Origin of the sequence: Lamprocystis purpurea DSM 4197 (assembly GCF_000379525.1) — a bacterium.
GTDB classification, from domain to species: Bacteria; Pseudomonadota; Gammaproteobacteria; order Chromatiales; family Chromatiaceae; genus Thiodictyon; species Thiodictyon purpureum.
Map to the genome: position 1 here is coordinate 29,800 of NZ_KB902515.1, position 25,605 is coordinate 55,404.

General features: G+C 63.2%; 24 protein-coding genes, 1 tRNA gene and 1 pseudogene. 7 read left to right on the top strand and 19 right to left on the bottom strand.

What is annotated here, in order from left to right:
- Positions 1-11 precede the first annotated feature (11 nt).
- The gene (locus A39O_RS0120440; RefSeq protein ID WP_020506531.1) at positions 12-1,880 is read left to right on the top strand and encodes a hypothetical protein; all 1,869 of its coding nucleotides are present in this window, start codon (positions 12-14) and stop codon (positions 1,878-1,880) included.
- Between the two features lie 202 nt (positions 1,881-2,082).
- Here A39O_RS0120440 and A39O_RS0120445 read toward each other — a convergent pair whose 3' ends face one another.
- From A39O_RS0120445 to A39O_RS0120470, 6 genes are all read right to left on the bottom strand, one after another.
- The gene (locus A39O_RS0120445; RefSeq protein WP_026199579.1) at positions 2,083-3,531 is read right to left on the bottom strand and encodes an alginate export family protein; all 1,449 of its coding nucleotides are present in this window, start codon (positions 3,529-3,531) and stop codon (positions 2,083-2,085) included.
- A complete protein-coding gene (locus A39O_RS41810; RefSeq protein WP_020506533.1) occupies positions 3,521-3,691 on the bottom strand; it encodes a symporter small accessory protein in 171 nt (56 codons plus the stop codon). The genes A39O_RS0120445 and A39O_RS41810 overlap by 11 nt, the downstream gene beginning before the upstream one ends.
- A gap of 23 nt (positions 3,692-3,714) precedes the next feature.
- On the bottom strand, positions 3,715-5,568 hold the full coding sequence (locus tag A39O_RS36890; protein ID WP_020506534.1) for a sodium:solute symporter family protein: 1,854 nt from the start codon (positions 5,566-5,568) through the stop codon (positions 3,715-3,717).
- 152 nt (positions 5,569-5,720) lie between these two features.
- Positions 5,721-7,559 (bottom strand): sodium:solute symporter family protein, encoded by a 1,839-nt coding sequence (locus A39O_RS36895; protein ID WP_026199580.1) that lies wholly within the window; start codon positions 7,557-7,559, stop codon positions 5,721-5,723.
- 78 nt (positions 7,560-7,637) lie between these two features.
- Positions 7,638-9,041: a transposase gene (locus tag A39O_RS0120465; protein WP_020506536.1), complete on the bottom strand. Its 1,404-nt coding sequence runs from the start codon at positions 9,039-9,041 to the stop codon at positions 7,638-7,640.
- The gene (locus A39O_RS0120470; protein WP_020506537.1) at positions 9,038-9,667 is read right to left on the bottom strand and encodes an IS607 family transposase; all 630 of its coding nucleotides are present in this window, start codon (positions 9,665-9,667) and stop codon (positions 9,038-9,040) included. Before A39O_RS0120470 ends, A39O_RS0120465 begins: the two co-directional genes overlap by 4 nt.
- Positions 9,668-9,889: 222 nt before the next feature.
- On the opposite strand from A39O_RS0120470, the gene A39O_RS0120475 reads away from it, so the two are divergent.
- Positions 9,890-10,249 (top strand): acyl-CoA thioesterase, encoded by a 360-nt coding sequence (locus A39O_RS0120475; RefSeq protein ID WP_020506538.1) that lies wholly within the window; start codon positions 9,890-9,892, stop codon positions 10,247-10,249.
- A 3-nt stretch (positions 10,250-10,252) separates the two neighbouring features.
- On the opposite strand, the gene paaI is transcribed toward A39O_RS0120475, so the two are convergent.
- Entirely contained in the window at positions 10,253-10,618 is a 366-nt protein-coding gene (gene paaI / locus A39O_RS0120480; RefSeq protein ID WP_026199581.1) for a hydroxyphenylacetyl-CoA thioesterase PaaI, read from the bottom strand.
- Positions 10,619-10,635: 17 nt separating this feature from the next.
- Entirely contained in the window at positions 10,636-11,193 is a 558-nt protein-coding gene (locus tag A39O_RS0120485) for a cytochrome b (RefSeq protein ID WP_026199582.1), read from the bottom strand.
- A 293-nt stretch (positions 11,194-11,486) separates the two neighbouring features.
- Between A39O_RS0120485 and A39O_RS0120490 the strand changes: the two genes are divergently transcribed.
- The gene (locus A39O_RS0120490; RefSeq protein ID WP_020506541.1) at positions 11,487-13,247 is read left to right on the top strand and encodes a SulP family inorganic anion transporter; all 1,761 of its coding nucleotides are present in this window, start codon (positions 11,487-11,489) and stop codon (positions 13,245-13,247) included.
- A gap of 90 nt (positions 13,248-13,337) precedes the next feature.
- Here A39O_RS0120490 and A39O_RS0120495 read toward each other — a convergent pair whose 3' ends face one another.
- A complete protein-coding gene (locus A39O_RS0120495; RefSeq protein ID WP_020506542.1) occupies positions 13,338-14,153 on the bottom strand; it encodes a transglutaminase-like domain-containing protein in 816 nt (271 codons plus the stop codon).
- Between the two features lie 259 nt (positions 14,154-14,412).
- Between A39O_RS0120495 and A39O_RS41815 the strand changes: the two genes are divergently transcribed.
- Entirely contained in the window at positions 14,413-14,820 is a 408-nt protein-coding gene (locus tag A39O_RS41815) for a hypothetical protein (protein WP_169338468.1), read from the top strand.
- 53 nt (positions 14,821-14,873) lie between these two features.
- On the opposite strand, the gene A39O_RS0120505 is transcribed toward A39O_RS41815, so the two are convergent.
- The 8 genes from A39O_RS0120505 to ftsY form a co-directional block, all read right to left on the bottom strand.
- A complete protein-coding gene (locus A39O_RS0120505; protein ID WP_020506544.1) occupies positions 14,874-15,161 on the bottom strand; it encodes a putative quinol monooxygenase in 288 nt (95 codons plus the stop codon).
- 256 nt (positions 15,162-15,417) lie between these two features.
- A tRNA-Val gene (locus A39O_RS0120510) sits at positions 15,418-15,492 on the bottom strand.
- A 79-nt stretch (positions 15,493-15,571) separates the two neighbouring features.
- Positions 15,572-15,928: a hypothetical protein gene (locus tag A39O_RS0120515; protein WP_020506545.1), complete on the bottom strand. Its 357-nt coding sequence runs from the start codon at positions 15,926-15,928 to the stop codon at positions 15,572-15,574.
- A gap of 328 nt (positions 15,929-16,256) precedes the next feature.
- Positions 16,257-16,592: an SET domain-containing protein gene (locus A39O_RS0120520; RefSeq protein ID WP_051088860.1), complete on the bottom strand. Its 336-nt coding sequence runs from the start codon at positions 16,590-16,592 to the stop codon at positions 16,257-16,259.
- Between the two features lie 1,051 nt (positions 16,593-17,643).
- Positions 17,644-18,483 carry an RNA polymerase sigma factor RpoH gene (gene rpoH, locus A39O_RS0120525; RefSeq protein ID WP_020506547.1) on the bottom strand — a complete coding sequence of 280 codons (840 nt, stop codon included), beginning with the start codon at positions 18,481-18,483 and terminating at the stop codon, positions 17,644-17,646.
- Positions 18,484-18,882: 399 nt separating this feature from the next.
- Positions 18,883-19,848, bottom strand: a complete 966-nt coding sequence (gene ftsX / locus A39O_RS0120530) for a permease-like cell division protein FtsX (RefSeq protein ID WP_020506548.1) — start codon at positions 19,846-19,848, stop codon at positions 18,883-18,885.
- Positions 19,849-19,853: 5 nt separating this feature from the next.
- Complete coding sequence (gene ftsE, locus A39O_RS0120535; protein ID WP_020506549.1) at positions 19,854-20,522, bottom strand: cell division ATP-binding protein FtsE; 669 nt, start codon at positions 20,520-20,522, stop codon at positions 19,854-19,856.
- A 37-nt stretch (positions 20,523-20,559) separates the two neighbouring features.
- Positions 20,560-21,528: a signal recognition particle-docking protein FtsY gene (gene ftsY / locus A39O_RS0120540; protein ID WP_051088861.1), complete on the bottom strand. Its 969-nt coding sequence runs from the start codon at positions 21,526-21,528 to the stop codon at positions 20,560-20,562.
- Positions 21,529-22,545: 1,017 nt separating this feature from the next.
- Here ftsY and A39O_RS0120545 point away from each other — a divergent pair.
- Positions 22,546-22,944 (top strand): annotated as a pseudogene (locus A39O_RS0120545) (AAA family ATPase); the annotation flags it as partial.
- Between the two features lie 398 nt (positions 22,945-23,342).
- Here A39O_RS0120545 and A39O_RS41050 read toward each other — a convergent pair.
- A complete protein-coding gene (locus A39O_RS41050; RefSeq protein WP_157640301.1) occupies positions 23,343-23,486 on the bottom strand; it encodes a hypothetical protein in 144 nt (47 codons plus the stop codon).
- Between the two features lie 413 nt (positions 23,487-23,899).
- Here A39O_RS41050 and A39O_RS0120560 point away from each other — a divergent pair, with 413 nt between their 5' ends.
- Entirely contained in the window at positions 23,900-24,346 is a 447-nt protein-coding gene (locus A39O_RS0120560) for a Rap1a/Tai family immunity protein (RefSeq protein ID WP_020506554.1), read from the top strand.
- Positions 24,347-24,399: 53 nt separating this feature from the next.
- Positions 24,400-25,209 carry an NYN domain-containing protein gene (locus A39O_RS0120565; protein WP_020506555.1) on the top strand — a complete coding sequence of 270 codons (810 nt, stop codon included), beginning with the start codon at positions 24,400-24,402 and terminating at the stop codon, positions 25,207-25,209.
- A gap of 13 nt (positions 25,210-25,222) precedes the next feature.
- Here A39O_RS0120565 and A39O_RS41060 read toward each other — a convergent pair whose 3' ends face one another.
- Positions 25,223-25,366, bottom strand: a complete 144-nt coding sequence (locus A39O_RS41060) for a hypothetical protein (protein ID WP_020506556.1) — start codon at positions 25,364-25,366, stop codon at positions 25,223-25,225.
- Positions 25,367-25,605 lie beyond the last annotated feature (239 nt).

Here is a 25,605-nt window from a genome sequence, read left to right on the forward strand (position 1 = left end):
GAGCAACTACCATGTCCATATGCATCCCCTTGGTCAATGGTCCGAATCTACCCAATTGGTGGGATCCGAGTGTCGTCTTTCCCGCCCCTCGGGGATACTCCACCGAGCTGGACCTTCCCTTCTGGCCGCAAGCCTATCGGCGCCCCTTCGGCAAAGGGACCGCCGAGGAGGCGATGTTCATGGCGTTTGGCCACATCGCCAAGGACAACCGATCTCTGTATCTCGCCTGGCATGTGCGTTTCGCGCCTGCCTCGAGCCCTGATCGAGACCGGCTCTATGTCGGGTTTACAGCGTCTGCAACCTCGGCCCCGCTGCTGCTTGAGATCACCATCTACGCCGAGGACGCGAGTGTGGCGGCCGAGCCGGCCGCGCGGATTGTGGCTGGCACCCTGGATGCGCAGGGGCAGTTCCAGCCGCTCCCGCGGGTCCCCGCTTGGACAGAGCGTACGACCCGCGTCTGGCGGGCTCCCACCTCCAATCTGGCTCCAGCCGTCAATCTCTGGGCCGTGCAGATGCAGGTACCCCTGGTCGCCGACGCCGCTCCGGGCGAGGACGCGGGAATCGGCGTCGACGCCGACGGTAGCTTCCGGATGTGGTATTGCTTCGACATCTATACCCCGCTGAACCCGGCGGGCAGCTCAGCGGACCCAGCGGGCGGCATTCTCCGATTCGGTTTCCCGCAGGATGCCCGATTCTCAACCGATAGGGGACAGCGTATCTGGCCAGCCCCGTCACGCTATGCGGACTACCACCTGGGCAGCCAGAACCCGCCCTCCGACGTTGGCGGCTACGGCATCTCCCTGCACTGGCTCACCATGGGCACGCCCGGCATCCCGGCAAGCGAGGTCGATCCGGACCGGCCGAATACCCTGTTCGCCCGACCCACGAATCACAGCGGTGCGCAGTTGGCGGAGGGCCAGGTGCGGGCCCGCTTCGCCATTGCCAACTGGGGCTCGGTCTGCGATGCCGGAGCGCCGTGGACGGTGATTCGTGAGGATGAGGGCAACCGGGCGCCGCTACCCGACCGGGCAACGCCGGTTCCGGGCAAGGATATCCGCTTCGACTGGATCCTGCCGGCGGACCTGGCGGACGCGATCCGCCGCGGTATGCGGCCCCGGTATCAGTGCCTTTGCGTGGATCTGTCCGGCGCTGGTCTCACCTTCGTGAGTCCGACCGTCTATCGCAATATGGACATCCTGGGGGCGTCCAGCATCTCCCGCGAGGCCGAGATCAGCGTGGTCGGCCTCGCTCCGATCGTGTCGAAACACCGGGATGTCTACCTTGCGGTCGAAGTCTACAACATGCCGGAGCAGATCGATCCGGCGGCTCCTCAGCCCCGCGCGGCACTGCCGGTGACGCGCGGCCTGGCCGCGATTGCGAGGGCAAACGACGGCGAGCCCAGCGAACTGGAACAACAGGTCAATTCCCTCAATGCGTATGCCTATGACCAAGGCATCGTTCCCAACCCCGAAGTCGCGCAACTCATGATCGACACGGGCATTCCGACCTATCGGGTGCATTGTTACCACGACACCGGGGAGCGGGAGGTCATCGACGGGCGGCGCTACGTCATCCTCGGCCTGCAGAGCAGCTTCGGCTATCACTTGGTTCACGAAGGGGACGTCCTGGGGTGGAGTCACCGCCTGCGGGGCGCCATTCGCCTTGCCGACCGGTTCTACGTCCTGCCTGTGACCCATCATGGGGTCGCCAGGATCACCACCAGCATCCAGGCACTCGAACCCGGTGACATGGTCGAGCCCGACGAGCCGATCCAACCCTGGCCGGCACCCGCGTCCGCCTCCGGTAATCGCCGGTGGTGGTGGCTGTTGGCCTTGCTGTTCCTGGTCCTCGTGATCAATCGCTGCGGCATCGCGGGCTGAAAGGACATGGCGAGCGCTGTTACTCGCGGTATCTCGTTATAGCCTTCGTACCTGATATCCAGACAGACCCTGGTGTAGGGGCGGGTTTGAAACCCGCCCCTACGTCCAGCGATCACGTTCGACGGCTATATCAGGGGGTTGATCGGACTCGCACGGACGCATCTCGTACCCGGTTCGACATTAACCGGGTACGGCCACGGCCTTAGAAAGCCACGACCACTTCCGCGCGCAGGAAATAGGACTCATCCCGACGGTTACGGGCGTAGAAGTCGCCTGGCGCCAGATACTCCGCGACCAGGTGTCCGGAGAGGTACTTGTTGAACTTGGTCTTGACCCAGCCGGTGAACAAATGGCCACGGAAGTTACCATCGTGGCTGATGTTGTAGAATTGGTTGGCGGTACGCACGCTTTCCTGGTCGGCCCACAGGGCGTGGTAGTCCAGCAGCACTTCGGTGGTCGGATGGACCTTGGCCAGCCAGCCGACGTTCAAACGGATCAAGTTGGTTGCCTGGCCGACCCGGCTGTCCAGCGGCCATTGATAGATCATCAGCTCGCTCCACTGGGGCCAGCGGCCCCAGAGCGGATCGAATGACTCGTTGGTCTTGCTGTCCGGATCGTCACCAGTGAGGTATTCCAGGTCCGCGTGCACGCGGTTGGCCAATGAGTCGTTGAAGGCATAGGTGAGACGCCCGTTGAAACCGAAGGCTGAGATGTTCTGGCGCGGTGCCCCGATGGTGACGCGGTTGGCACCCCACTCGCCCGCCGCCTCGGCCCTCAGGTTCCAGTTCGGCGTGAGCTTGGAGTCGATGCGGGCACCCACGGCATACACCTGCCCGTCGTCCGACGGCGAGGGAAAGGGATAGCCGTTGTTCACCCGCATGTTGTTCAGGGTGTAGTTCGGATCATTGCCCTTGTAGATGAAATAGCCATCCAGGTCGGTATCCTTGATCAGTGACTTGTTGCGGGCGTAGAGAATCCCGCCTTCCTCATACTGTTCGGTCTGGTCCTCGATCGTGCCGTTCAATGGCGTGGGGAAGCGGTCTGTGTTCGGGTAATTATTGATGTAGATCAGGTCGAAGGTGGTCTTGATCGCGTCCGCCGCGTAGGTCGCCCGCGCGGCGTCCATGTAGATGGTGCGCGATCCGTCGATCGGCGTGCCGTCCAGCACCAGCCAGCCGTTGCCGAGGACGAGATCCTGACGCCCGGCCTTGAGTGAGAGTCCGCTGTCGAAGATCTTCTTGAAGTCCAGGGTCAGCGAATCGAACAGGATACCGCCGCTATACCACTTCTCGAATCCGTACCCTGGCGCAAATGCGCTCTCCGGCGGCAGCGTGTAGTGGCGACCTTCCCACATCAACCGGGCGGCCAGCGCGAAATGCTCGCTGGGGGCATACTGACCCCAAGCGCGAAAGCGGTAGCGCTGGAAGACGCGGTTCGCCGTGGGGTTCTGGTTACCCGTGACGTTCCCCGTGGGCGTCAGGAGTTGGTCGTTGAGCCCGATATTCTCGATGTACTCCTCGCGCAGGCGCATATCGGCCCCCGCACTGAATGCACCCCAGGTTTGATCGGCGGTAGCCGGCGTGATCGCCATGGTGCCGAGTGCACCCAATGCGATGGCCGAGGCGGCGGCTCGGGTTGTATTAGAGTTCATCTTCCACCTTCTGTTCTTCAATAGCCCAGGCACGGTCCTCCGGGGTCACCTCATCGACGGCGGCGTTACGCCGCAGGATGCCGTAGAGGACGCTGACCGCGGTAACCGCGATACAGCCCAGAAAGGCGGCCAGGACCAGGGGATCAGCGATACCGAGCATGGGGTGTCTCCGGTCGGTTCAGACTACAGGGTTGTGGCTTGGGGAGCCGCGTACTGGGGAAAACACCGACGCAGATGCTGCGGATCGGATGGCTTGGTAACAGCACTGACCAGGATCAGGGTGAGCATCGCCAGCGGCAGCGCGATGATGATCGGGTCCACCGACGGCCAATTGGGATAATCCGCCAGGAGGCTGGTCTTGCCGCCGGTGACCAGTTGCACCAGCCCGATGGCGCTCGCCTCCTTGGCCTTGACCAGCAGGAGCCAGAACAACGAGACCAGCATCCCCACCGTCATCGAGGCCAGAGCCCCAACACGGGTCGCCCGCCGCCAGAACAACCCGCCGACATAGGCCGGCAGGAAGGTGGCAGCACAGAGACCGAAGAAGATCGCGGTGAAACGGGCGATCACATACTCCTCGCGCACGTTGTAGCTGATGCTCACCGACACCAACAGACCGATCACGATGGCGATGCGCATGGCCAGTACACTCGGCTCAGTGCCGTGCTTACCGGTGATGCGTTCATAAAGGTCGCGCCCGGCCGCGGTGCCGATCGTGTGGAACTGACTCGACATCGTACTCATGGCCGCCGCCAGCAGGGCCAGGAAAAATACCAGCCCGAACCAACGCGGCAGGGCCGTGTTGATGAAGGTCGGAATGATCTGGTCGGCGTCACCCTTGGCATAGACCACCGTGGGTGCACGCCCGCTGACCAGATCCACGGGGGCGCCCTGGCCATCCTGAGCAGGTTGATGCGCGACAACGACCATCGGCGCCGTCGCCGGCTGATTGGTCTTGGGGTTGATGACGGGCTCCCAGCGTCCGGGTGATGTTTCCTTCATCAGCCCCACCAGTGCATGACCGCGTTCCGCGTCGATCTCCTTGACCACCTGACCCTTGAGCAGGGGTCCATGCTGGGCGAACCAGGCGTTGGACAGGCTGCCCACGGCGAAGGGGGTACCGGTCATGAAAAGGATGAAAACCGCGCCGATCGGCACGGCCCGATCCAACTCGCGGCGGCTGCGCACCGTCATGAAACGCACCACCAACTGGGGTTGGGCCACGACGCCGATGCCGACACCCAGGATGATGGCCGTGATCACGGTCCACCACAGGTCATAGCCGGTCGCCCCCCAGCCGAACTTCGGCATGGCGGTCCAGCCCTGGTGACCCATGGCCTGCAGGGGCGCCGGCACCAGGTCGGCCATCCCGGTCAGGTACTGGTGCGCCGCGCTGACTCCGCCCAGGCTCGTGTAGGCGAAGAGCAGCAGATAAGCCATGGCCAGGATCATGATGAGCCCCTGGAAAGTGTCAGTGTACATCACCGCCTTGAGCCCGCCGGGAATCACATAGGCCGCGGTGATCAGGGCGAACACCAGCAGCGCCACCTCGAAATCCACATCGAACTGGGTGGCGGCAAAGACGGCGCCGCCGGTCATCACCGCCGCCGAGTAAAGCGGCATGAAGACGAAGATCAGCAGCCCGGCGAAGATCTGAATCCCTTTGCTCTGGTAGCGCGCGCCCAGCAGTTCCGGGAAGGTGTGAGCGCCGAGGTGATGCCCCAGGCGCCGGGTCGGCTCACCGAGCAGGGTGAAGGCCAGCAGAATGCCCACCCCGATATTGAGAAAGGTCAGCCACAGCAGACTCATGCCGAACAGCCCGGCGACCCCGCCGAAACCCACGATCGCCGCGGTGGAGATGAAGGTGGCCCCGTAGGACACCGCCATAATGATCGGGTGGACCGAGCGCCCGCCGACCAGATAGTCCGCCCCGGTCCGTGTGCGCTGGTAGCCGAGCCAGCCCAGATAGACCGTGGTCAGCAGATAACCCAGGATAACCACAATATCGACCCAACCCACCGCAGAATGCCCCGTCATGGGTGCCCCCGTTTGTTTATCGTGATGACTGCCCCAGCGGGCGGCGGAAGAATACCCCAGGTTCACCTCTCTTTTTCTAGATCCAGCGCAGTTAGATTGCAGATTTATGACGCGGCGAACAGACAAAGTGCCTGAAACCTGCCGGATCCGGGCTACCGACCTTGCTCCTGAGGGAAACACCGACGCAAATGCTGCGGATCGGAGGCCTTGGTCAAAACGCTGACCAACACCAGGGTCAGGAGCGACAGCGGCAGGGCGATGATGATCGGATCCACCGACGGCCAGTTGGGATAGTCCGCCAGGAGGCTGGTCTTGCCGCCGGTGACCAGTTGCACCAACCCGATAGCGCTCGCCTCCTTGGCCTTGACCAGCAGCAGCCAGCACAGCGAGACCAGCATCCCCACCGTCATCGAGGCCAGGGCACCGGCACGGGTCGCCCGCCGCCAGAAGAGACCGCCGAGATAGGCCGGCAGGAAGCTCGCGGCACACAGGCCGAAGAAGATCGCGGTGAAGCGCGCGATCACATAGCCCTCGCGGACGTTGTAACTGATGCTGACGGCGACCAGCAGACCGAGCATGATGGCGATGCGCATCACCAGCACGCTGGGCTCGCTGCCGTGCTTGCCGGTAAGGCGCTCGTAGAGATCGCGCCCGGCAGCCGTTCCGATGGTGTGGAACTGGCTCGACATGGTACTCATGGCCGCCGCCAGCAGCGCCAGAAAGAACACCAGCCCGAACCAGCGCGGCAGGGCCGTGCTGATGAAGGTCGGGATGATCTGGTCGGCGTCACCCTTGGCATAGACCACCGCGGGCGCGCGCCCGCTGACCAGGTCCAGCGTGGCGCCGTGGACATCCTGGGCGGGTTCATGCGCGGCAACGACCATTGGCGCCGTCGCCGGCTGATTGGTCTTGGGGTTGATCACCGGCGCCCAGCGGCCGGGTGCCGTTTCTTCCATCAGCCCCACGAGCGCATGCCGGCGCTCCGCGTCGATCATCTTGACCACCTGCCCCTTGAGCAGCGGCCCGTGCTGGGCGAACCAGGCGTTGGACAGGCTGCCGACCAGGTAAGGCGTCCCCACCATCAGCAGGATGAAAATGGCGCCGATCGGCACCGCCCGATCCAGTTCGCGGCGACTGCGCACGGTCATGAATCGCACCACCAACTGAGGCTGGGCCAGCACGCCGATACCGACACCCAGAATGATCGCCGTGACCACGGTCCACCACAGGTCGTAGCCGGCCGCCCCCCACCCGAACCTGGGCATGGCGGTCCAGCCCTGGTGACCCATGGCCTGCAAGGGCGCGGGCACCAGATCGGCCATCTCGGTCAGGTACCGATGCGCCGGCTCGACCCCGCCCAGGCTCGCGTAGGTAAACCACAGTAGGTAGGCCATGGCCAGGATCATGATCAAACCCTGGAAGGTGTCGGTATACATCACCGCCTTGAGCCCGCCGGGGATCACATAGGCCGCGGTGATCAGGGCGAACACCAGCAGGGCCACCTCGAACTCCACCCCGAACTGGGTGGCGGCAAAAACGGCGCCGCCGGTCATCACCGCCGCCGAATAGAGCGGCATGAACAGGACGATCAGCAGCCCGGCGAACACCTGGACACCCTTGCTCTGATAGCGCGCACCGAGCAGCTCCGGGAAGGTGTGCACGCCCAGCCGATGGCCCAGGCGCCGGGTCGGCTCCCCCAGCACGGTAAAGGCCAGCAGGATGCCGATGGCGATGTTGACGAAGGTCAGCCACATCAGGCTCATGCCGAAGAGTCCGGCGACCCCGCCGAAACCGACGATGGCCGCGGTGGAGATGAAGGTGGCGCCATAGGACACCGCCATGATGATCGGGTGGACCGAGCGCCCGCCGACCAGATAGTCCGCCGCCGTCCGGGTGCGCCGATACCCGAGCCAGCCTAAATAGCCGGTGGTCAGCAGGTAGCCGATCACGACGACGATATCCACCCAATTGACTGCAGAATGTCCGACCACGAGCGTCTCCTTGTAGGCTGTACCGCGCGTTTTGCCCGCCGACATTGGCACGACGGGGCGCGCGGCAGAATACTGTTCCTAAAATTCTGAGCAAAGTTGCTCGGGGATGAAGTTAGGATTTATCCGCACTTGGTTGATAGGCATTGCGGCCTGCAACTCAAGCCCCTTGACGCTCAGTTGCGCCGGAGAACGCGACAGCAGGACCCGTCGAACGTCCCGGTGCGGCATGTACCGCTTGATCTCGGGGTCCGCGAGCCTTGCCAGCACATTCAGAGCCGCGTTATGGTCGGCCTGCAGAACGTCCCCGGTGACCCGGTAAAACTTGTCGCCACGGCGCGTGCCTTCCAGCAAGCCTGTGGTCGAGTCCATTTGCGACGTGTAGGAACCATTGACGAGCACATGCTCGGCATCACGCTGCTCACACACCGAGTCCAGGGCCTCGGCGAGCACGCCTTTCGCCCATGAACTCATGCGTCGGTTGTATCGCTTCCATTGCTGTTTTTGGGCAATGGGCGAGGTTAAATCTTCGGAGACCACCAGGGCCGCCTTATCCACGATAGAATGCGCCGATTGATAGGCGATCGTGCGCAAGCGCTGCTTGGTGCGGACCCTTCTCGCCTCAAGCTTTTTGCGACCCAGGTTATTCGTTAGAATCCGGTCGGCCTTGGCTTGGTTGCCGCGCTTACGGTGCTTCTTTTCCAACGCATGAAGCTGGTTGCGCAGCTGACCCGTCTTGGCGCCCGTGTCGCTATACGCGGTCAGTACGTCACCAAAGGCCTGCCCATGCGCGGCGCCGTCGGAGTCCGTAAACGCTTCGGTGTAGCCCTTGTCGATCCCGAGCGCCTGAACCCCGTGCGGGCGTCCGGCCTCCTTGTCGACCGCGTAGTGGATTTCCGTGAAGCCGTCCTTCACGCAAACACGGAGGTTGCTGCCAGTCAGGTCGACGTTCTTGCCGTTGGACGTCGTAACCAACCGGATGTGATCGCCGTACTTCGGGGCGACGCGGATCGTGATCACCAGTTGGCCGTCGATCACCGCGGACGCCTGTTTGTCGGAGCGGACAATGAACTGGTTGGCCGTGTGACTGACGCCGTGCCGGAAGTGCTTGCGCATCTGGCGATGGAGAAAGGGCTCGTCCATCCACCGATCGGCTTTGAGTAGGGTGTAGAGCCGTGCCCGCTCGGCTGGGTCCGCGGTCTTGGCAGCGATGGCCTGTCGCACTTTGAGCTTCGCCGCGGCCTTGTACGTCAGGATATCGTTGACCACATCCTTGGTGGTTTCGTTTCGGATGGTGCCGTCAACCCCCAGTCCCGCATAGATGTCTCGGGCGCTGATGGCCTTACGGATGTCGCTCGCGGACTTGCCGACAGTACCCAGCGCACCGTATCGCCGCCAAATATCGGCGCGCAGGTAGCCTATGGCTTGGCAGATGGGCCCCAATGCGCCGGGGACGTTCGCTTGGAGGGTACGCGTGACTTTCATTCGCAGACTGCTGTGGGTGTACTGATCTTTACATCGGGGAAGTCGTCCTTGATTTCCTTCTGGTACTTGCGCATTCCATCCAGGCGACCACTGAAGGTGTGGACGATAGCGATCAGATCCTCAACCATTTCTTGTTGTGGCGACAGGGATTCCTGGTTCACTACCACCACCTCGCACCCGTTCTGTCTGGCGATATGCTCGAACAGGTCGAAGCCGAACCGCATCAGCCGATCCTTATGAGCGACCAGAAGCCGTTGAACCTCGCCACGCGCAACCCGATCCGCCAAGGCCAGAAACCGCTTGCGCTTGAAGTTCATCCCGCCGCCAATCTCCTGAATCCACTCGTCAACGGCGACTCCTGCGCCTTGGCAGTAAACTTCCATCGCCTTCACCTGTGACGCCAGATCGTCCTTTTGCCCGGCGCCACTGACTCGGCAGTACACCACGACATCACGTTTCTCCGTTACCCCGCCGATCAGCAGCCGAACATCCGAATCATCAAAATAGCGATGCCCTGACGGATGGCGCTTCGCAACCAGTTTGCCTTCACGCTCCCAGCGCCGAATCGTCGATGGCGCTTTGCCAACACGCTTGGCGAACTCACTCATCCGATAAATCTTGCTCATCTGCACTATTGTAAGCACAAATGAACATATTTCAAGCAACAGTTGTTGTCTCCTGGTTGGCAATCGTGATTCGAATGTTGCGCCGGAGGCCGCTCCTACGGGGGTCGCGGCGCGGCTTTCACGGTAACATGCTGGCCCTACGAGGCTGGCGGCCGAGCGCTAACTGCCAGAATTCAAGATAAAACCCCAGCGTGTTCGCTACGGAACACCGAGGATGGCAACGTGGAAAGTTACAAGGTCGTGCGACCCGAGCACCTCAATCACTTCGGGTATCTGTTCGGGGGCTTCATGCTCATGTGGGTGGATGAGATCTCCTGGATCGCGGCCAGCCGCGACTATCCAGGGTGCAGTTTCGTCACGGTGAGCATGGACAAGGTGGAATTCCGCCGCGGGGTGCATCAGGGCGCCGTGCTGCGCTTCGCCGTGCGCAAACTCCACTCGGGCAAGACCTCGGTGGAATACGAGGTGCAGGTCTATGCCGATGACCTGGAGACCGGGACCGAGGAGGCCATTTTCCAGACCCACATCCGCTTCGTCTGCCTCGACGCCATGGGTAAGAAGACCTTACTGCCACGGCGCTGAAGCTCAGGCTTTCTTGCGGTGGACGGTTCCGGTAAAGAGACCGATCAACTCCCCACCGCTCTGCACCTCCACCTGATAGACCCCGGTCCGGCGGGTCAGGCTGACCTCGCGGGCGACCGCCTCGATGGTGTCGCCGACCGCGGTCGCCTTGAAATACTCCATGTGGGCACTCAGGGACACGGCCAGCGGTCCGTGTGAGTTGGAGGCCAGGGCGAAGGCCGAGTCGGCCAGGGTGAACAGCAAACCGCCGTGGGCCGAACCCCAGTTGTTCAGATGCTCGGGCCGCAGTTGGACCCGCATCCGCGCCTGGCCGGGGCCGGTGATCTCGCCCTCGAATCCGAGGGCGGTCATGAAAGGATCCAAGTGCATGGGGATCTCCTGATGCATCAGCCCGCCGTCCGCCCCCAGGGCAGCATGCGCTCCAGGGTCCCGTCGCGCAGGGTGTACTGGTGCCAGAGGGCGGCGACCACATGCAGGCCGATCACCACGTAGAAAAAGATCTCCATGGGCTCACCGTGCAGGATGTGCATCAGGTCATTGATCTGTGGCGATTCACCGATCAGCGAGGGCACCTGGACGCCAAAAAACTCGACGGTGCGGCCCTTGGAAACGACCCGCAGGTAGCCGAACACCGGGACCAACAGGGTGGCGAGATTGAGCATCAGATGGACCGCCTTGGCGGCCAGCATGATCCAGGGGGACCCCGGGATCGGCGCCGGCTGAGTACTGATGCGGCTCCACAGAATACGCACGATCACGATCAGAAACAGCAGGATACCGAGCGAGATGTGCAAATGCAGCCACTCGGTGCGAAGCTCCGAATCCTTGGGCGCGGCCGAGCGTAGGCTGTCGGTGACCAGCATCGCGATCATCATCAGCACGACCGACCAGTGAAAAAGCTGGGAGATCAATCCGTAACGTTGGGGTGTTGCAGTCTGGGTCATGGTGTTGGGAATCTCGGTAGGTTGGAAAGCCCCTTATGATGGCACAGGAATCGGCGCGCGGCAGGGGCATTGATCAATCGCGGCGTACCCCGCCCGACGCGGAGTTAGGATCCGTTCAGACCGACCGGCTGAAGATCGGCGGGAAACCGGCGGTTCCTCATGGTAAGATTTTAGAAAATTAGCGGGTTCTTCGATAGGCCGACAGTGTCGGGACACACTCTGCGGACTGCCGCTCGACCCGACGCGTCCAACACCGCTGCTCCGCCCCCGGCCCCCACCGCAGGAATGACGACATGACCCGGTCCGCGCTCGCCCCCGCCCTGAGCTGGTTGACACCTTTCATGAAATGGGCGCCGGGCCTGACCCGCCGTGATGCCAAGGCCGACCTCATTGCCGCCCTGACTGGCGCCATTGTCGTGCTGCCGCAAGGCGTCGCCTTCGCCGTCATCGCGGGTATGCCGCCGCAGTACGGACTCTACGCCGGCATGATCCCGGCCATCATCGCCGCGCTGTTCGGGTCGTCGCGGCACCTGGTGTCAGGTCCGACCACGGCCGCCTCGGTAGTGCTGTTCTCCGCGCTGTCCGGGTTCGCGACACCAGGCTCGGCAGACTACGTGATGTTGGCGCTGACACTCACCTTCATGGTCGGAGTCATCGAACTCTCCCTGGGCCTGGCGCGGATGGGCGCCCTGGTCAATTTCATCTCACACTCGGTGGTGGTCGGTTTTACCGCCGCCGCCGCCGTCCTGATCGCGGCGAAGCAGCTCAAATACTTCTTTGGCGTCGACATGAACAGTGCGGGACACCTCCATGAGATTCTCATCGAGTTCGGGCACCATGTGATCGAAATCAGCCCGGCGGAGACCCTGGTCGCCACGGTGACCTTGCTGACCGGCATCGCGGTCAAACGCTGGGTCCCGCGCATTCCCTATATGATCGTGGCCATGCTGGTCGGGAGTCTGCTCGCGACCGTCATGAACCGCTGGTTCGGCGACCTGTTCGGCGACGCCATCGCCACCGTGGGAGCACTGCCCAGCACATTGCCGCCGCTCTCGGCCCCCACGCTGACGCTGGAAAACATCCGCGACCTGGCACCCACGGCGCTGGCGGTCACCCTCTTCGCACTCACCGAGGCGGTCTCGATCGGGCGCTCACTGGCCGCCCGCGGCGGTTACCGCATCGACGGCAATCAGGAGTTCATCGGCCAGGGGCTGTCGAACATCGCCGGGTCCTTCTTTTCCGGCTATGTCGCCACCGGCTCCTTCAACCGCAGCGGCGTCAACTACGAGGCCGGCGCCCGAACCCCGCTGGCCGCGATCCTGGGCGGTGTGTTCCTGATGGCCATCGTCCTATTGGTCGCACCACTGGCAAGCTACCTACCCAAGGCGGCCATGGCCGGCGTGCTCTTCCTGGTCGCCTGGGGGCTGATCGACTTCAAGGAGATTCGTCACATCCTGCATTCGTCCATGCGTGAGACCTCGGTCTTCCTGGTCACCTTCGCCGCCGCGCTCTTCCTGGAACTGACGTTCGCCATCTTTGCCGGTGTGCTGTTGTCCCTGGTGCTCTATCTGGAGCGCACCTCGCGCCCGCGTATCGTCACCCGGACGCCGGACCCGCACCTGCCGGGCCGCGCCTTCTCCAGCGATCCCGAGCTCAAGCAATGCCCGCAACTGCGTTTCCTGCGCATCGACGGATCGCTCTTCTTCGGCTCGGTCCCCCATGTCCAGGATGCCTTCGATCGCCTGCGTGCCGAGCATCCTGAGCAGAAACACCTCGCCCTGATCGCCAGCGGGATCAACTTCGTCGACCTTCAGGGCGCCGAGGCGCTGACGGACGAGGCCCAGCAGCGCCGCGCCGACGGCGGCGACATGTATCTGATCAAGGTCAAACAGCGCGTGTGGGACATGCTGGGCCAGTGTGGTTGTATGCACGAGCGCGATGAGCGCAACGTCTTCCAGTCCGAGGAGGTAGCCATCCGGGCGATCTACCAGAAACTGGACAAATCAGTGTGCGCCACCTGCGAGGCGCGCATTTTCGGCGAGTGCAGCCGTTAGGTCCGTGCGTGCTGAGAGGTACCATCCATGGCTCTGGATTCCGGCATCCTGACGGAATGACGGTTCAGACTCACGCCGGCCGCCGGCCGCTCAGGCCCCGGCGTTGACCTCATGGGTCCACACCTGGAAGCTCTTCAGCGTATTGGGGCCGAAGGTGTTGGTGAGTGCGACATCGGCCGCATCACGTCCGCGCGCGATCAACACCCGGCCGATCCGCGGCGTATTGTTGCGAGCGTCGAAAGTATGCCATTGGCCGCCCAGGTAGACTTCGAACCAGGCGGCGAAATCCATTGGGCTATAGGGCGGCGGCTGTCCGATATCACTCAGATAGCCGGTGCAGTAGCGGGCCGGGATATTCATGCAGCGGCAGAAGGCGACCGCCAGATGCGTAAAATCGCGACAAACACCGACCCGCTCATTGAAGGCTTCCCAGGCCGTTCGGGTGGCCCGGGCGTGCGCGTAACCAAAGGTAATATGCTGATGGACAAAGTCGCAAATGGCCTGAACGCGCCCCCAACCCACGGGTGCCGTGTGGAACAGCGCCCAAGCCGCCTCGGACAGCAGATCGGTTTCACAATACCGGCTGCCCAGGAGGAACAGCAGGGTTTCTTCGGGCAGTTCCTGCACCAGGTGCTGCTGGGCGGAGGGGACGACCGGATCACGCTCACCCCGGTCGTTCACCACCGCATCGGTCGACAAGCGAAGTTCGCCCTGGGGCGCGACGATGCGGCTGCACCAGTTGCCGAAGCTATCGCGATAGGCGGTGATCGGGACGGACGGACGGGTGATCAGATGATCGGGAACCACGAGATCGGAAGCGCGCGTGAAATGGATGTGCAGCGACAACAGCATTGGTGTCGGCTGCGGGCAGTCATAGATCAATTCATAACCGACCCGGATGTGCATAATGAGCCTCTATCAGTCAGGTGATTGGTGCCACAGTTGGTCCGGCGAACCGGATCACGCGGGTGGACACCGCTAAGGCCCTGCGGGGGCACGGCGTTCAATCCCAGAGTAACACCCCGCCACGCTGATGACATCGCATTGCGACCGTGCAGCGGATCGCCAACAGCCCGCGGGGTCATTCAGTCAGCTGCCCAGCCGCTCGGTCATCGTCACCGAGCGATCCCGTGTGAGCGGCCTCCGACCGCAACACGGTACCGCGGTGAACGCCGATGTGCGCTGTCCCGCGAGCTCGCATCGCGGCCGCAGGCCCCTCCTCCAAATTTTGGCGACATCGCGCGACCCCTGGTGGATGCGGCGCGCGCGACCGCCGTGCCGGGTCCCTGACACCGAGCGGCGCGCCTTATCCACCCTACAGCGAGCCGGTTTTGTAGGGTGGATAAGCGCAGCGCATCCACCATCAGCCTCGCGACCGGCACGCTGTTGGCGGCGGCCACCCAAATTTGGAATTGCTGATGCCAACCAGTCTCATTTCCTGGGCGCCGACCTGACTCCGGACGACCTGTTCACCCTGGAATTTCTGGACATCCCGGCCGAGCGCCTCCCCAACCACTATCGCAACCTGATCGATGCCAGCGGCACCCGGATCTTCGACACCTGGTACGGCTAACCTGCGCAGGGCGGAACGCCGCGCGCGGTTCCGCCGGCAAGGCATTGATCATCTCAGCACACGGTGTAGCGACGCACGTCCAAGGCGGCCGCCAGCAGGGGTTGGGACTGCGCCACCAAGGCGTTGAGGTGGGGGGTTTCCAGGTGGGCGTTGATCGCCGCAGCGTCCGCCCACTCCTCGACAAAGGTGAAGTCGGTCGGGTCCGCTGTATTGTGAAGCAATTCATAACGCAGACAACCGGACTCCCGACGCGTCGGCTCCAGCATACCCTGCAAGAGGGTGCGCAGTTCGTCCACGCACTCCGGGCGGGCGATGAAACGGGCGACAATGTGAACGGTCATGCAGGCGTCTCGTGAGGGTGATGGTTTAAGGCTGGAGAACGGGACGGCGGGCTTTGGTGACGACCTCGCCTTGCCAGTCCGTGTCGCAGCGATCCATCATCACCCGTATATATAGCCTTCATACCTGATATCCGGACAGAGCCCTGGTGTAGGGGCGGGTTTGAAACCCGCCCCTACGTCCGGTTATCACGTCCGATGGCTATAGTAGCCGCCCAAGAAAAAACCAGCCGAAGCTGGTTCACTTGAGTCGCCAAATTGGTGGGCGCGGCAGGGATCGAACCTGCGACCCTCCCCGTGTGAAGGGGATGCTCTCCCGCTGAGCTACGCGCCCGAATCAGACCCATTATTGTAGCCGCGACCGGCTGGACGGTCAAATCAGCGGCCGACTTTTTCGGCCTTCACCGCCTCGGCTACATGCGCTTCACGATCGGGTCGCGTTGCAGCCCCAGTGCCTGGGCGCCGAGTTTGAGGGCCTGATTGGCAAAGGTCTCCAGATCGCCCCACCGATCGTCGCGATCCACCACCTCGGTGAGAGCCTCGCTGACGACACGCAACTGGTAGGCACCGTCCGCCCGATCCGGCGGTGCGGCCGGCTCGGCACAGACATAAAACACCGGCTCACGCTGGCCCTGACGCACAAAGGCGAGAATATAGCGATAGGTCCGGGCGTCGCCCGCGACAATCTCGCCCAGCAGGGTGGCGGCATAGCCGCCGATTTCATATCGGTGTTTGGGAATGGCGGTGGTGATCTGGGGGCGGTCTTGCATCGCTGGGCTCCGGCAACTTTCGGGGGGATGTGATTCTGCGCGAATGAACCGTTCACGAATAAGCGAAACGAGTCCATTAGGGAACGCCCGTGGCGTCTCGGTCGTTGTCGTTGTCGTAATCGAGTTTACGATACCAGCGAAGGGCCGTGATCGTAACTCCAGCCACGAGAACGACGTGACGGCCTGGGTGCACCCAAGCGGCCTCAGGAATCAGAAACCGACAGACATCGGACTGATCGTGCCAAAAGTGAATCGCTCTTCCGATTACGACAACGACAACGACAACGATTGTTTTTGCTTCGTTAGGAAAATCCTAACAAACAGAACCTTATGAAACCCCTGCGTAGTCGATGGTAATCTCCTCGCCGGGCGCGATGGCGCGCGACGCATAAAGATCGAACCGGTCGAACTCCGCATTGGGGTCGTCGCTATGGTTCAGCCAGCGCAGCAGGTTGCTCCCACGGCGCGCACTGAGCACGCCTCCTGCGGCGTCGTAAATCCACAACACATAGGTTCCATCCTCCGCGACCTCGGGTCCTTCGTAGGTGCCGATGAAATCACCCGCATCGAAAGCGACGCGCGCAAAGCACCCGGAACCGTGAATTTCGGAGCGGGCCTTGCACACCCGGTCCACAAGACGCCCGGACAGTCGAGTGCTGGTCATTCCCCATCGCGCGCGCCCCGCGCGGACTGGCCCTGACGAGCCGGACTCGACTCACGCGGCGACCCCCCGGACGGCTGTACCTGGTCCGACGCGGGCGGCGACGACGGCAATGATGTCTGACGTCCGCTGGACGATGGCTCCGACGACGGAGCCGATCGGCTTTCCGACATCCCCTGAGCAGATCTGGACGACACATACGTGTCGGTGGAGCTCGGGATCGATACCTGCCGGGATGGCGTGCCCCGACCGCGTTCAACATCACCCCCACGCGTCGGCAACTCCGGTCTCGCCGATGACCAACCTGTCGGACCCCGCATCTGCTCACGCGTTATCGGTAAGGCTGAACGGCCGCCGGTGGATCGCGCCGGACCGGAACCCACTGTTGGCGCTTCGGCTGACCGCTGGTCTCGCGGCACGGACCCGCGCGGATAGCCCATCGACCGGCTCCGATCCGGGTAACCACGAGCGCCCTCAGTGCCTCGCGGGGCATCCGGGTCCCGAGCCGCACCGCCCGCGCGACCGAGCCTATCGCCGTCGAGCGGGATCGGACGCCGGTCCGACTGCGGCGTCGAGACGGCAACCGAAGACTCGGACGGCAGGTTCGGTCGCCGCTGATACTGGTCGTCCGAACCACCTCGACCTGGATGACCGTAATACCCGTCGTACCCACCATACCCGCCATACCCACCATACCCGCCATACCCGCCATATCCATAAGGGTAACTCGAGTACCGCTGATAGCCGAAAGCGTCAGTATTGTCCGCACCGGCGGCCGATTCCGACCAACTGTTTGCCGCATCACCCGCGGCACAAACAGTTCCCGACGACACCCGGGCTAGGTAGGTACAGAACGCCGCGCATCCAGTCAAGCCGAGGACCGGGACGAGGACGAGCAAGCGCAAGAAGACCTTGAGAGAAAAAATCCGCTCCACCTGAACCTCCCTGACGAAACGCCGGAGCGACGCCTGGGCGCCACCCAGATACACCAAAGCCCGCACAGGGCGGGCCAAGTCTTGGGAGAAGCGCCGGCGAGACGTCGCCGGCCAGTCGGCTACAGCTCCAGTTGGAGACGCAGTTTCTTCATCGCATTCTTTTCAATCTGACGAATGCGCTCCGCCGAGACATTGAACTGCTGCGCCAAGTCGTGCAGCGTCTGCTTTTTCTCGTTCAGCCAGCGCTCGCGCAGAATCACCTTGCTGCGCTCATCCAGGCCCTGGATGGCGGCATAGAGGCGTTCCTTATCGTCGCGCTCGGTGTCTTCGATTTCAAGCATCTTCGACGGCTCCATGCGCATGTCGGGCAGATAGGTCGAAGGCGCGGACGGGGCATCGTCTTCGTCGTCGTCGTACCCGTCGAAGGCCAGGTCCTGGTTGGACAGTCGGGACTCCATTTCCAGCACCGTAGCCGGTTTGACCCCCAAATCGGCGGCCACGGACTCCACTTCCTCGCGCGTGAACCAGCCCAAGCGCTTCTTGGCGCTGCGCAGGTTGAAGAAGAGTTTCCGTTGCGCCTTGGTGGTCGCCACCTTGACGATGCGCCAGTTACGCAGGATGTATTCGTGAATCTCGGCGCGGATCCAGTGCACCGCGAAGGACACCAGACGTACACCCATATCGGGCTCGAAGCGCCGAACCGCCTTCATCAGGCCAACCGTGCCCTCCTGGATCAGGTCCGGAAGGGGCAGGCCGTAGCCGAGATAGCCGCGGGCGATGCGAATCACGAAGCGCAAGTGCGACATCACCATCCGGCGCGCGGCATCCATATCGCCATGGTCGCGCAGACGCTCGGCCAGATCGCGTTCTTCTTCGGGAGTCAGCACCGGGATCTGGTAGGAGGCGCTGATGTACGCATCAATGTTGCCGGTCGGCATGAGGGCGAAATCTTTGGCCATGTGCTGATCACCTTAAATTTGGACTTGAAACAAATCCTAGCAGTTTACTCTGTAATTGGCCAGCGTCAGATCGTCGGGCTTGTCGTCCGCGCTGCTTCAGAGGTTGAGTAGACTTTAGGCAAAGTCACGGGTTTGTACAAGGGCTATCCAGGCCAATCAGACATCGAATATTCCGATCTTTCCAATACGCTTTGACGATACGAAAAACATTATTTTATTTTTCATGATCTTATATTGCTTATCCGAAGACGTTACCAGGGCATTAATTTTTGGTCATCCCACGCCAAGCTGTCTGGATATGAACCGGCAATATCTGTTCACTTTATGGCCACTCTGAGGCCCCAACCGGACTCTGAACAGATCCCGGCACTGGGTTCCGGCATCGCGCCGGGACCAAGGTCAACCCGGCTCGACCCCGCGCAGATGTCGGTTGACCGCGATCCAACTTCCCACCAACCCAAGCAGCATGCTGCCGCCCAGGATCGTCAGCAGCTCGAGCGGGCCAAGACCGGCGAGCGGGAACTCGCTGCGGTAGAGGCTGGCGAGCCGCGCCACCGGCCCCTGGAGCCCGAGCACCGCGAGCGTGACCAGGAACCAGGCACTCAGTCCGCCGAGCAGCCCATACCAGGCCCCCGCATAAAGAAACGGCCGCCGGATGAAGGACGCCGTGGCACCGACCAGTTCCATGATCTCGATCTCCCCCCTGCGGTTCTGAATCTCCAGCCGGATGGTGTTGCCCACGATGAGCAACACACCCGAGGCGAGCAAACCGGCAAGCAGCAAGACCAAGGTCGCGGCCAGGTCCAGGATGGCCTGGAAACGCAAGAGCCACTCGGTGTCCACCCGCACGAAGTCGACCTCCGATAACTGACCCAGTCGTTCCTGCAGATTGAGGATCTCCGCCGGCGCCGCGTAGGCCGGCTGCGGGAAGAGCGCCAGCACCGCCGGCAAGGGGTTGGTCGTCAACTGGGCCAGCGCCTCGGCGAAACCGGCCTGTTCGCGAAACTCCGCCAGTGCCTGTTCGGCACCGATCAACTGGACACGCTGGAACTCCGGCCACTCACGCAGCCGACCGGCCACCGTCGCCGCGTCCTGGTCGCTGATATCCCGATGGAGAAACAATGAGATGGCGGCGGCCTGATCCCAACTGCCGACCAGGTTGCGCAGATTCTCGGTCAGCACATAGAGCGCCGCCGGCAGGGCCAAAGCGATGCCGATCACAGCCACCGTCATCACCGTGGCCAGCGGCGCACGCAGCAACCGTCCGAGGGTGGCGAAGGCACTCTGGACATGGTGCGACAGCCACGCCTGGGGCAGTTGCAGAAGGTCGGGGGCGCGGCTGCGGCGCGGGGGGCGGCGGGCCATAGCGGCTAGTCATCCCCCGAATCATTCACCAGCCGACCTTCGCTCAGGGTAAAGGTCCGGTGGTGCATCGCGTGGATCAGCGCCAGATCGTGGGTGGCGATCATCAGCGTGACGCCGACCTGATGAAAGCGCTCGAACAGTTCGAAGATCTCGCGCGACAGGTCGGGGTCCAGGTTGCCGGTCGGCTCATCGGCCAGCACCAGCGGCGGTCGGGCGACCACCGCCCGGGCAATGCCGACCCGCTGCTGCTCCCCCCCGGAGAGGGCCACCGGCAGGGCGCGCTCACGTTTCAGGAGCCCCACCTGGTCCAGCGCGGCACGCACGCGGCGACCGACCTCCTTGTGGCCGAGCCCGGTCACCACCAGCGGCAGCGCAACATTCTCGAACACACTGCGGTCAGGCAGCAGACGATGATCCTGAAAGATCATGCCGACCTGACGGCGATGATAGGGTATCCGGCCGCGCGCCAGGGTGGCGAGGTTGCGCCCGTTGACGATCACCTGACCCCGACTGGGCCGCTCCAGCAGCCCGATCAGACGCAGCAGCGTGCTCTTGCCGGCCCCCGAGTGCCCGGTCAGGAACACCATCTCCCCGGCCTGCAACTCGAAACTGACATCGCTCAGGGCGTCGCCCCGCTCCGGGTAGCGCTTCCAGACATGATCGAAGCGGATCATCGGGCGCTACCTGACAACTCTTGACATCATCACGGGGTCAGCTCAGCAACGCATCCAGAAACTCATCCGCATCGAAGGGCCGCAGGTCCTCGATCGACTCGCCCACGCCGATAAACCGAATCGGCACCTTGATCCGCTCGGCGATGGCAAAAACGATGCCGCCCTTGGCGGTCCCATCGAGTTTGGTCAGGGCGATGCCGGTCAAACCCACTGTCTGGTGGAACTGGACCGCCTGCGTCAAGGCATTTTGACCGGTGGTCGCATCGACTACCAACATCACCTCATGGGGTGCGTCCGGATCGATCTTGCGCATCACCCGCGCGATCTTGGACAACTCGTCCATCAGATTGGTCTTGGTGTGCAGCCGACCGGCGGTGTCCGCGATCAGCACGTCGATCCCGCGGGCCGTAGCCGCCTGCAAGGCGTCGAAAATCACCGAGGCCGAGTCCGCCCCGCCCTTCTGCGCGATCACCGGCACCCGGTTGCGCTCCCCCCAGGCCTGCAACTGCTCCACCGCCGCCGCCCGGAAGGTATCGCCGGCCGCCAGCATGACACTGTTGCCCTCCGCCTGAAGCAGCTTGGCGAGCTTGCCGATAGTGGTGGTCTTGCCGGCCCCATTGACTCCGACCATCAGGATCACCTGCGGCCGACCGGGTGCCGCGGGGCAGGCGCGCGCGTGCGCGGTCGCCAGAATCTCGCGCAGCGCCTGTTTGAGCGCCGCCAGCAGCGCCTGCGGATCGGCCAGCGACTTGCGCCGCACGCGCGCGGTCAGATCCGCGATGATCCGGGTGGTTGCATCCACCCCCACGTCGGCCGTCAGCAGCAGCGTCTCCAGCTCCTCCATCAGCTCATCGTCGATGCGCTTGCGACCCAGAAACAGATTGCCCAGGCCGGTGCCGAGTTGGGTGCGGCTGCGCGTGAGCCGCTCACGCAGCCGCTTGAACAGGCCGAGCTTGACCTCCGGCGACTCCTCGTCCGCGAACTGCTCGGTGACGGTGCGCGGCAGGACGACCGCGGGGGCCGCCGCCACCGGCTTCGCCTCGCTGGGCCGTCGAACCTCAGCCGCGGGCAACCGATCGATCGTGATCGCCTGGCTGACGGCGGGCGCACCGACCTCCGGCGCGATCCCGGCAACAGTCGGCGGAACAGCCGCCGTTTCACTGACCGCAGCCGGAGACTCAGCCGGCGTCGCAACGCCGCCCTCGCCCGCCGCGTCCGCCGGGGGCGGCAGCACCAGCCCAGGGATCCAGCCGAATTCCTGCTCCGGCCGCTGCCGCCCGAAGCCCAGCCGGGCAAAAAGCCCGCGCCGCGGCACCGGCGCCTCATCGACCGTGGACAGCACGCCCGGTTCGACCGGCTGATCCGACTCGCCGGGTCCGGCGACCGTGTCCGCCAGTCCGGATGACGTCGACGGGTCGGCTCCGGTTTGCGGACTGATCTCCGACGCCGCGGTCTCTTGCTGCTTTTTCTTTCCGAAACCGAACATAACCTTCGCCGCGGTGACTGATGAGCCGAACAGCCGTCAATGCTAACAGATCGCCCGCGCTGGAGCCGCCTTCACCGTCTTGCACCAGCAGTTCCAAATTTGGGTGGCCGCCGCCAACAGCGTGTCGGCAGCGAGGCCGGTGGTGGATGCGCTGCGCTTATCCACCCTACGAAACCGGCTCCGTTAGTAGGGTGGATAAGGCGCGCCGCTCGGTCTCAGGGACTCGGCACGGCGGTCGCGCGCGCCGCATCCACCAGAGGTCGCTGATCGGGCCGGGCCTCTCGGTAGGATGGGCAGAGCGAGAGCGATGCCCATCCTACGCGCATCTGCGACCACCCCACTTCCGACTTGCACCAATCCTGATCAGACCCATACTTGAACAGAGAGACGATGGAACTGGTCGGCGCCAGCCACCTGAAGTCCAAGGACAACCGACCACGCCGTGATCCAGAACTACACGCAGCTCAGCACCAAGAAAGTGCTGCAGGCTCTGGAGCGGTAGCGGAACTCGCCGGCCTGCGCCGGAACGTCCTCACCACGGCACGCCGCCCGATCGGCTCGTTTCTCTTCCTCGGCCCCTCCGGGGTGGGCAAGACCGAGTTGGCGCGAGCGCTCGCCGCCTTCCTCCTGGACGACGAGTCGCGGATCGTGCGGCTCGACATGTCGGAGTACATGGAGCGCCACGAGGTCTCCAAAATGATCGGCGCGCCTCCGGGCTACATTGGCTACGGAGAGGGCGGCCAGATCACCGAGCGGGTTCGGCGCAATCCCTACACCGTGGTCCTGCTCGACGAGATGGAAAAAGCCCATCCGGACGTCTTTAACGTACTGCTCTAGATCCTGGAGGATGGCCGCCTCACCGACGCCCAGGGCCGCACCGTCTCCTTCCGCAACAGCATCCTGATCGGAACCTCCAACCTCGGCACCGAGACCCTGTTCCGGCCAGCGACGGCCTGTCCGCAACTGGAGGCCGAGGTATAGCCGGTGGCGATTCCCGAAATCTGAAAGACAATCAATAACGCCTGCACGCCGGACCGGCTAACGGCCATGGAAGGAACATCACGCCACCGCGGAAGATGAAAGTGCCCCGTGGGAGCGGCGTCCCGCCGCGATGCGGTGCCGCGGTGACCTCGAACGCCGCGGCTGCACGCCCGGCCCCATCGCGGCGGGACGCCGCTCCCACAGGGTCGCTGCGCGACGTTCACGGTAACGACTATGGCGCCCGCGCCACCCCGGAACATGAAAGTCCTCTCGACCGCTGCGTAGTCAGGGCTTCCAGCCCTGACCGTTCAAGTCCCGACGCCGTCAGGCCAGGATGGCCTGACGAAGCACCGTCACGGTAAAACCTCGACCTCCAGTGGTCCGAACGATGATGACAGCCTCGCGATCATCACCGAGCCGAACAATCTACGCAGAATGTCCAGTTGCCCGATGACAGCAAAATTAGAGATGACCGTAGTATTGACGATGACGGTCACGGCAGAGTCCGATAGCCCGCACGTAACACCTCCGCCTCGGCGCGAGCGTCATCGATGTCGTCCGGCCCCAGGCGGGGGACAACGCCCTTTTCCAGCAAGATGTCTTTCATCTGCGCCCAACTGATCCCCGCGAGTTCCGCCGCCTTAGCAAGCGAGACCTCAACCCCGCTCCCTCGCGATCTGCTCGACCGTCGGTCCGCACAGCGACGGATTCGGATACGCGCAGCGGGGCGCTCAGCATTGTGGATGCGGTTCAGAGGGGCACTGAACCACGACGTTTGTTTCCACCGCCACGTCGGCAACGCAATGTTGAATAATGGTTCGAGGCGCAGCACGAATCCGGGCGCTTTTCGGGATGATCGATGTCCATCGCTGGTATCCTCTACCATCGACCATTACCAGACGGATCGACGATGCTCAAGATCGAACAAGACCACGCCTTGACTCGGGGGCAGCGCTTGCCGCCACGGCATCGACGGATGGCCTTTGCCGGGGGCTTGCTGGTCCTGGGCCTGGCTCCTCTCCTGTCCGGCGCCGAAACACCTGCCACCATCACCATCGCTCAGGTCCTCGCCGCCTGTGAGCGCGGCTACGCCGTCGGCAACAGAGGCGTGGACGCGGCCATGTGCGAATGGTACGCCAACCCCTGCGGGTGCAAACCGGACGCGGCTGGACCCGGCGGTGAGCACTGGTGCATCCCGGCGGCCGAGCCGGCCGAGACCACCATCCGCAAGGTGGTGACCGAACTGCGCCGGCAGCCGGACCCCGCGGCCCCGGTCGAGCGGGTCGTGCCGGATATCCTGGCACGGATGTATCCCTGTCAGTCGGCGGCGGGCAAGTCTTCGCTCCGTTCACCCTAAGAAAGAATCGTTCTCGCACAAAGACACAAAGATCACAAAGGATAACGATCCCGATGCAAGCACGAACTTTGGTCAAGGTCGAAGCCGACGAGCCGGCGAAGCGTCTCGCCGTGCTGATCGATGCGGATAATGCCCAGGCCGCGGTGATCGCTGGGTTGCTGGAAGAGGTTGCGCGTTTTGGCGAAGCCACCGTCAGGCGCATTTATGGCGATTTTACGTCACCGGGAAGCGCGTCCTGGAAAAAGGTGCTCAACACCTTCTCGATCAAGCCAGTTCAACAGTTTGCTTATACCAGCGGTAAAAATGCCACTGATAGTACGATGATTATCGATGCGATGGACCTGCTTTATACCCGGCGGTTCGAGGGATTCTGTCTGGTGACGAGTGACAGTGATTTTACCGGTCTCGCGGTTCGCCTCCGCGAAGAAGGGCTGGTTGTTTATGGTTTCGGCGAGCAAAAGACGCCTGAAGCCTTCAGGAATGCCTGCCACAAATTTATCTTTACCGAGGTACTGCGCAAGCCCGTGTCGGGCGAGCAAACGGAGGTCAAGCCATCGCCGGCGGCGCGGATGCCGATCGAAAAACCGTCTGGTGCTCAGTCGTCGATTGCCTCACCAGCAGAGTTCCCAACCGCTTTCCTGATGGCGGCGCTGGAACAGTCGGTTGATGATTCGGGGTGGGCGCATCTCGGAACCTTCGGGAGCTATCTTCAGAAAATCCAGCCCTCTTTCGATTCGCGGCTTTATGGATTCAAGAAGTTGTCCGATCTCATCAAGGGCAAGCCCGAGCTGTTCGACGTTGAGGAGCGCCCTGCCCCAGGGGGGACCGGCAAGTCGCTTTACCTGACCGCAAAGCGACGATGAATCCGACGGGCCGCTAAGGACGCGGCCCCCACAGATGGTCCAGATTGATGGTGATCGCATCGAAGTGCCGGGCAATGATGCGATCCAGTCGCGACGCCGCCCCGATATGCCGCGCTGCGGGGCGCGGCTGGGCGTAGAGCTGTATAGTGGACCCCATGTCCAGGACAGTTTTCCCCCGAATTTAAGTTGTCGTGCCGACGTTCATCGCAGCGGTTTGGCGCTGCCCCAGCCACCGCGGAGCGGTCGTTAAGACGGCATCCGCGCAGCGATTAAGAAAAGATCTGTTGCTGTTGCGCCGCAGGCGTTCTCAGCCAGCTCCGGCGGCCGTGCGGCGCAGTGTGGGCAAAGGGTGAATGAGTGTGGGCAAGGTGGGGGCAACGCGCCCACGGCGCGTTG

What these genes read in the sequence shown, in the direction of transcription:
- A39O_RS0120440 (WP_020506531.1), top strand. Translation starts at nt 12, where the DNA reads ATGTCCATATGCATCCCCTTGGTCAATGGTCCGAATCTACCCAATTGG.
- A39O_RS0120445 (WP_026199579.1), bottom strand. Translation starts at nt 3,531, where the DNA reads ATGAACTCTAATACAACCCGAGCCGCCGCCTCGGCCATCGCATTGGGT.
- A39O_RS41810 (WP_020506533.1), bottom strand. Translation starts at nt 3,691, where the DNA reads ATGCTCGGTATCGCTGATCCCCTGGTCCTGGCCGCCTTTCTGGGCTGT.
- A39O_RS36890 (WP_020506534.1), bottom strand. Translation starts at nt 5,568, where the DNA reads ATGACGGGGCATTCTGCGGTGGGTTGGGTCGATATTGTGGTTATCCTG.
- A39O_RS0120465 (WP_020506536.1), bottom strand. Translation starts at nt 9,041, where the DNA reads ATGAAAGTCACGCGTACCCTCCAAGCGAACGTCCCCGGCGCATTGGGG.
- A39O_RS0120470 (WP_020506537.1), bottom strand. Translation starts at nt 9,667, where the DNA reads ATGAGCAAGATTTATCGGATGAGTGAGTTCGCCAAGCGTGTTGGCAAA.
- paaI (WP_026199581.1), bottom strand. Translation starts at nt 10,618, where the DNA reads ATGCACTTGGATCCTTTCATGACCGCCCTCGGATTCGAGGGCGAGATC.
- A39O_RS0120485 (WP_026199582.1), bottom strand. Translation starts at nt 11,193, where the DNA reads ATGACCCAGACTGCAACACCCCAACGTTACGGATTGATCTCCCAGCTT.
- A39O_RS0120490 (WP_020506541.1), top strand. Translation starts at nt 11,487, where the DNA reads ATGACCCGGTCCGCGCTCGCCCCCGCCCTGAGCTGGTTGACACCTTTC.
- A39O_RS0120495 (WP_020506542.1), bottom strand. Translation starts at nt 14,153, where the DNA reads ATGCACATCCGGGTCGGTTATGAATTGATCTATGACTGCCCGCAGCCG.
- A39O_RS0120505 (WP_020506544.1), bottom strand. Translation starts at nt 15,161, where the DNA reads ATGACCGTTCACATTGTCGCCCGTTTCATCGCCCGCCCGGAGTGCGTG.
- A39O_RS0120515 (WP_020506545.1), bottom strand. Translation starts at nt 15,928, where the DNA reads ATGCAAGACCGCCCCCAGATCACCACCGCCATTCCCAAACACCGATAT.
- A39O_RS0120520 (WP_051088860.1), bottom strand. Translation starts at nt 16,592, where the DNA reads ATGACCAGCACTCGACTGTCCGGGCGTCTTGTGGACCGGGTGTGCAAG.
- rpoH (WP_020506547.1), bottom strand. Translation starts at nt 18,483, where the DNA reads ATGGCCAAAGATTTCGCCCTCATGCCGACCGGCAACATTGATGCGTAC.
- ftsX (WP_020506548.1), bottom strand. Translation starts at nt 19,848, where the DNA reads ATGGCCCGCCGCCCCCCGCGCCGCAGCCGCGCCCCCGACCTTCTGCAA.
- ftsE (WP_020506549.1), bottom strand. Translation starts at nt 20,522, where the DNA reads ATGATCCGCTTCGATCATGTCTGGAAGCGCTACCCGGAGCGGGGCGAC.
- A39O_RS0120560 (WP_020506554.1), top strand. Translation starts at nt 23,900, where the DNA reads ATGCTCAAGATCGAACAAGACCACGCCTTGACTCGGGGGCAGCGCTTG.
- A39O_RS0120565 (WP_020506555.1), top strand. Translation starts at nt 24,400, where the DNA reads ATGCAAGCACGAACTTTGGTCAAGGTCGAAGCCGACGAGCCGGCGAAG.
- A39O_RS41060 (WP_020506556.1), bottom strand. Translation starts at nt 25,366, where the DNA reads ATGGGGTCCACTATACAGCTCTACGCCCAGCCGCGCCCCGCAGCGCGG.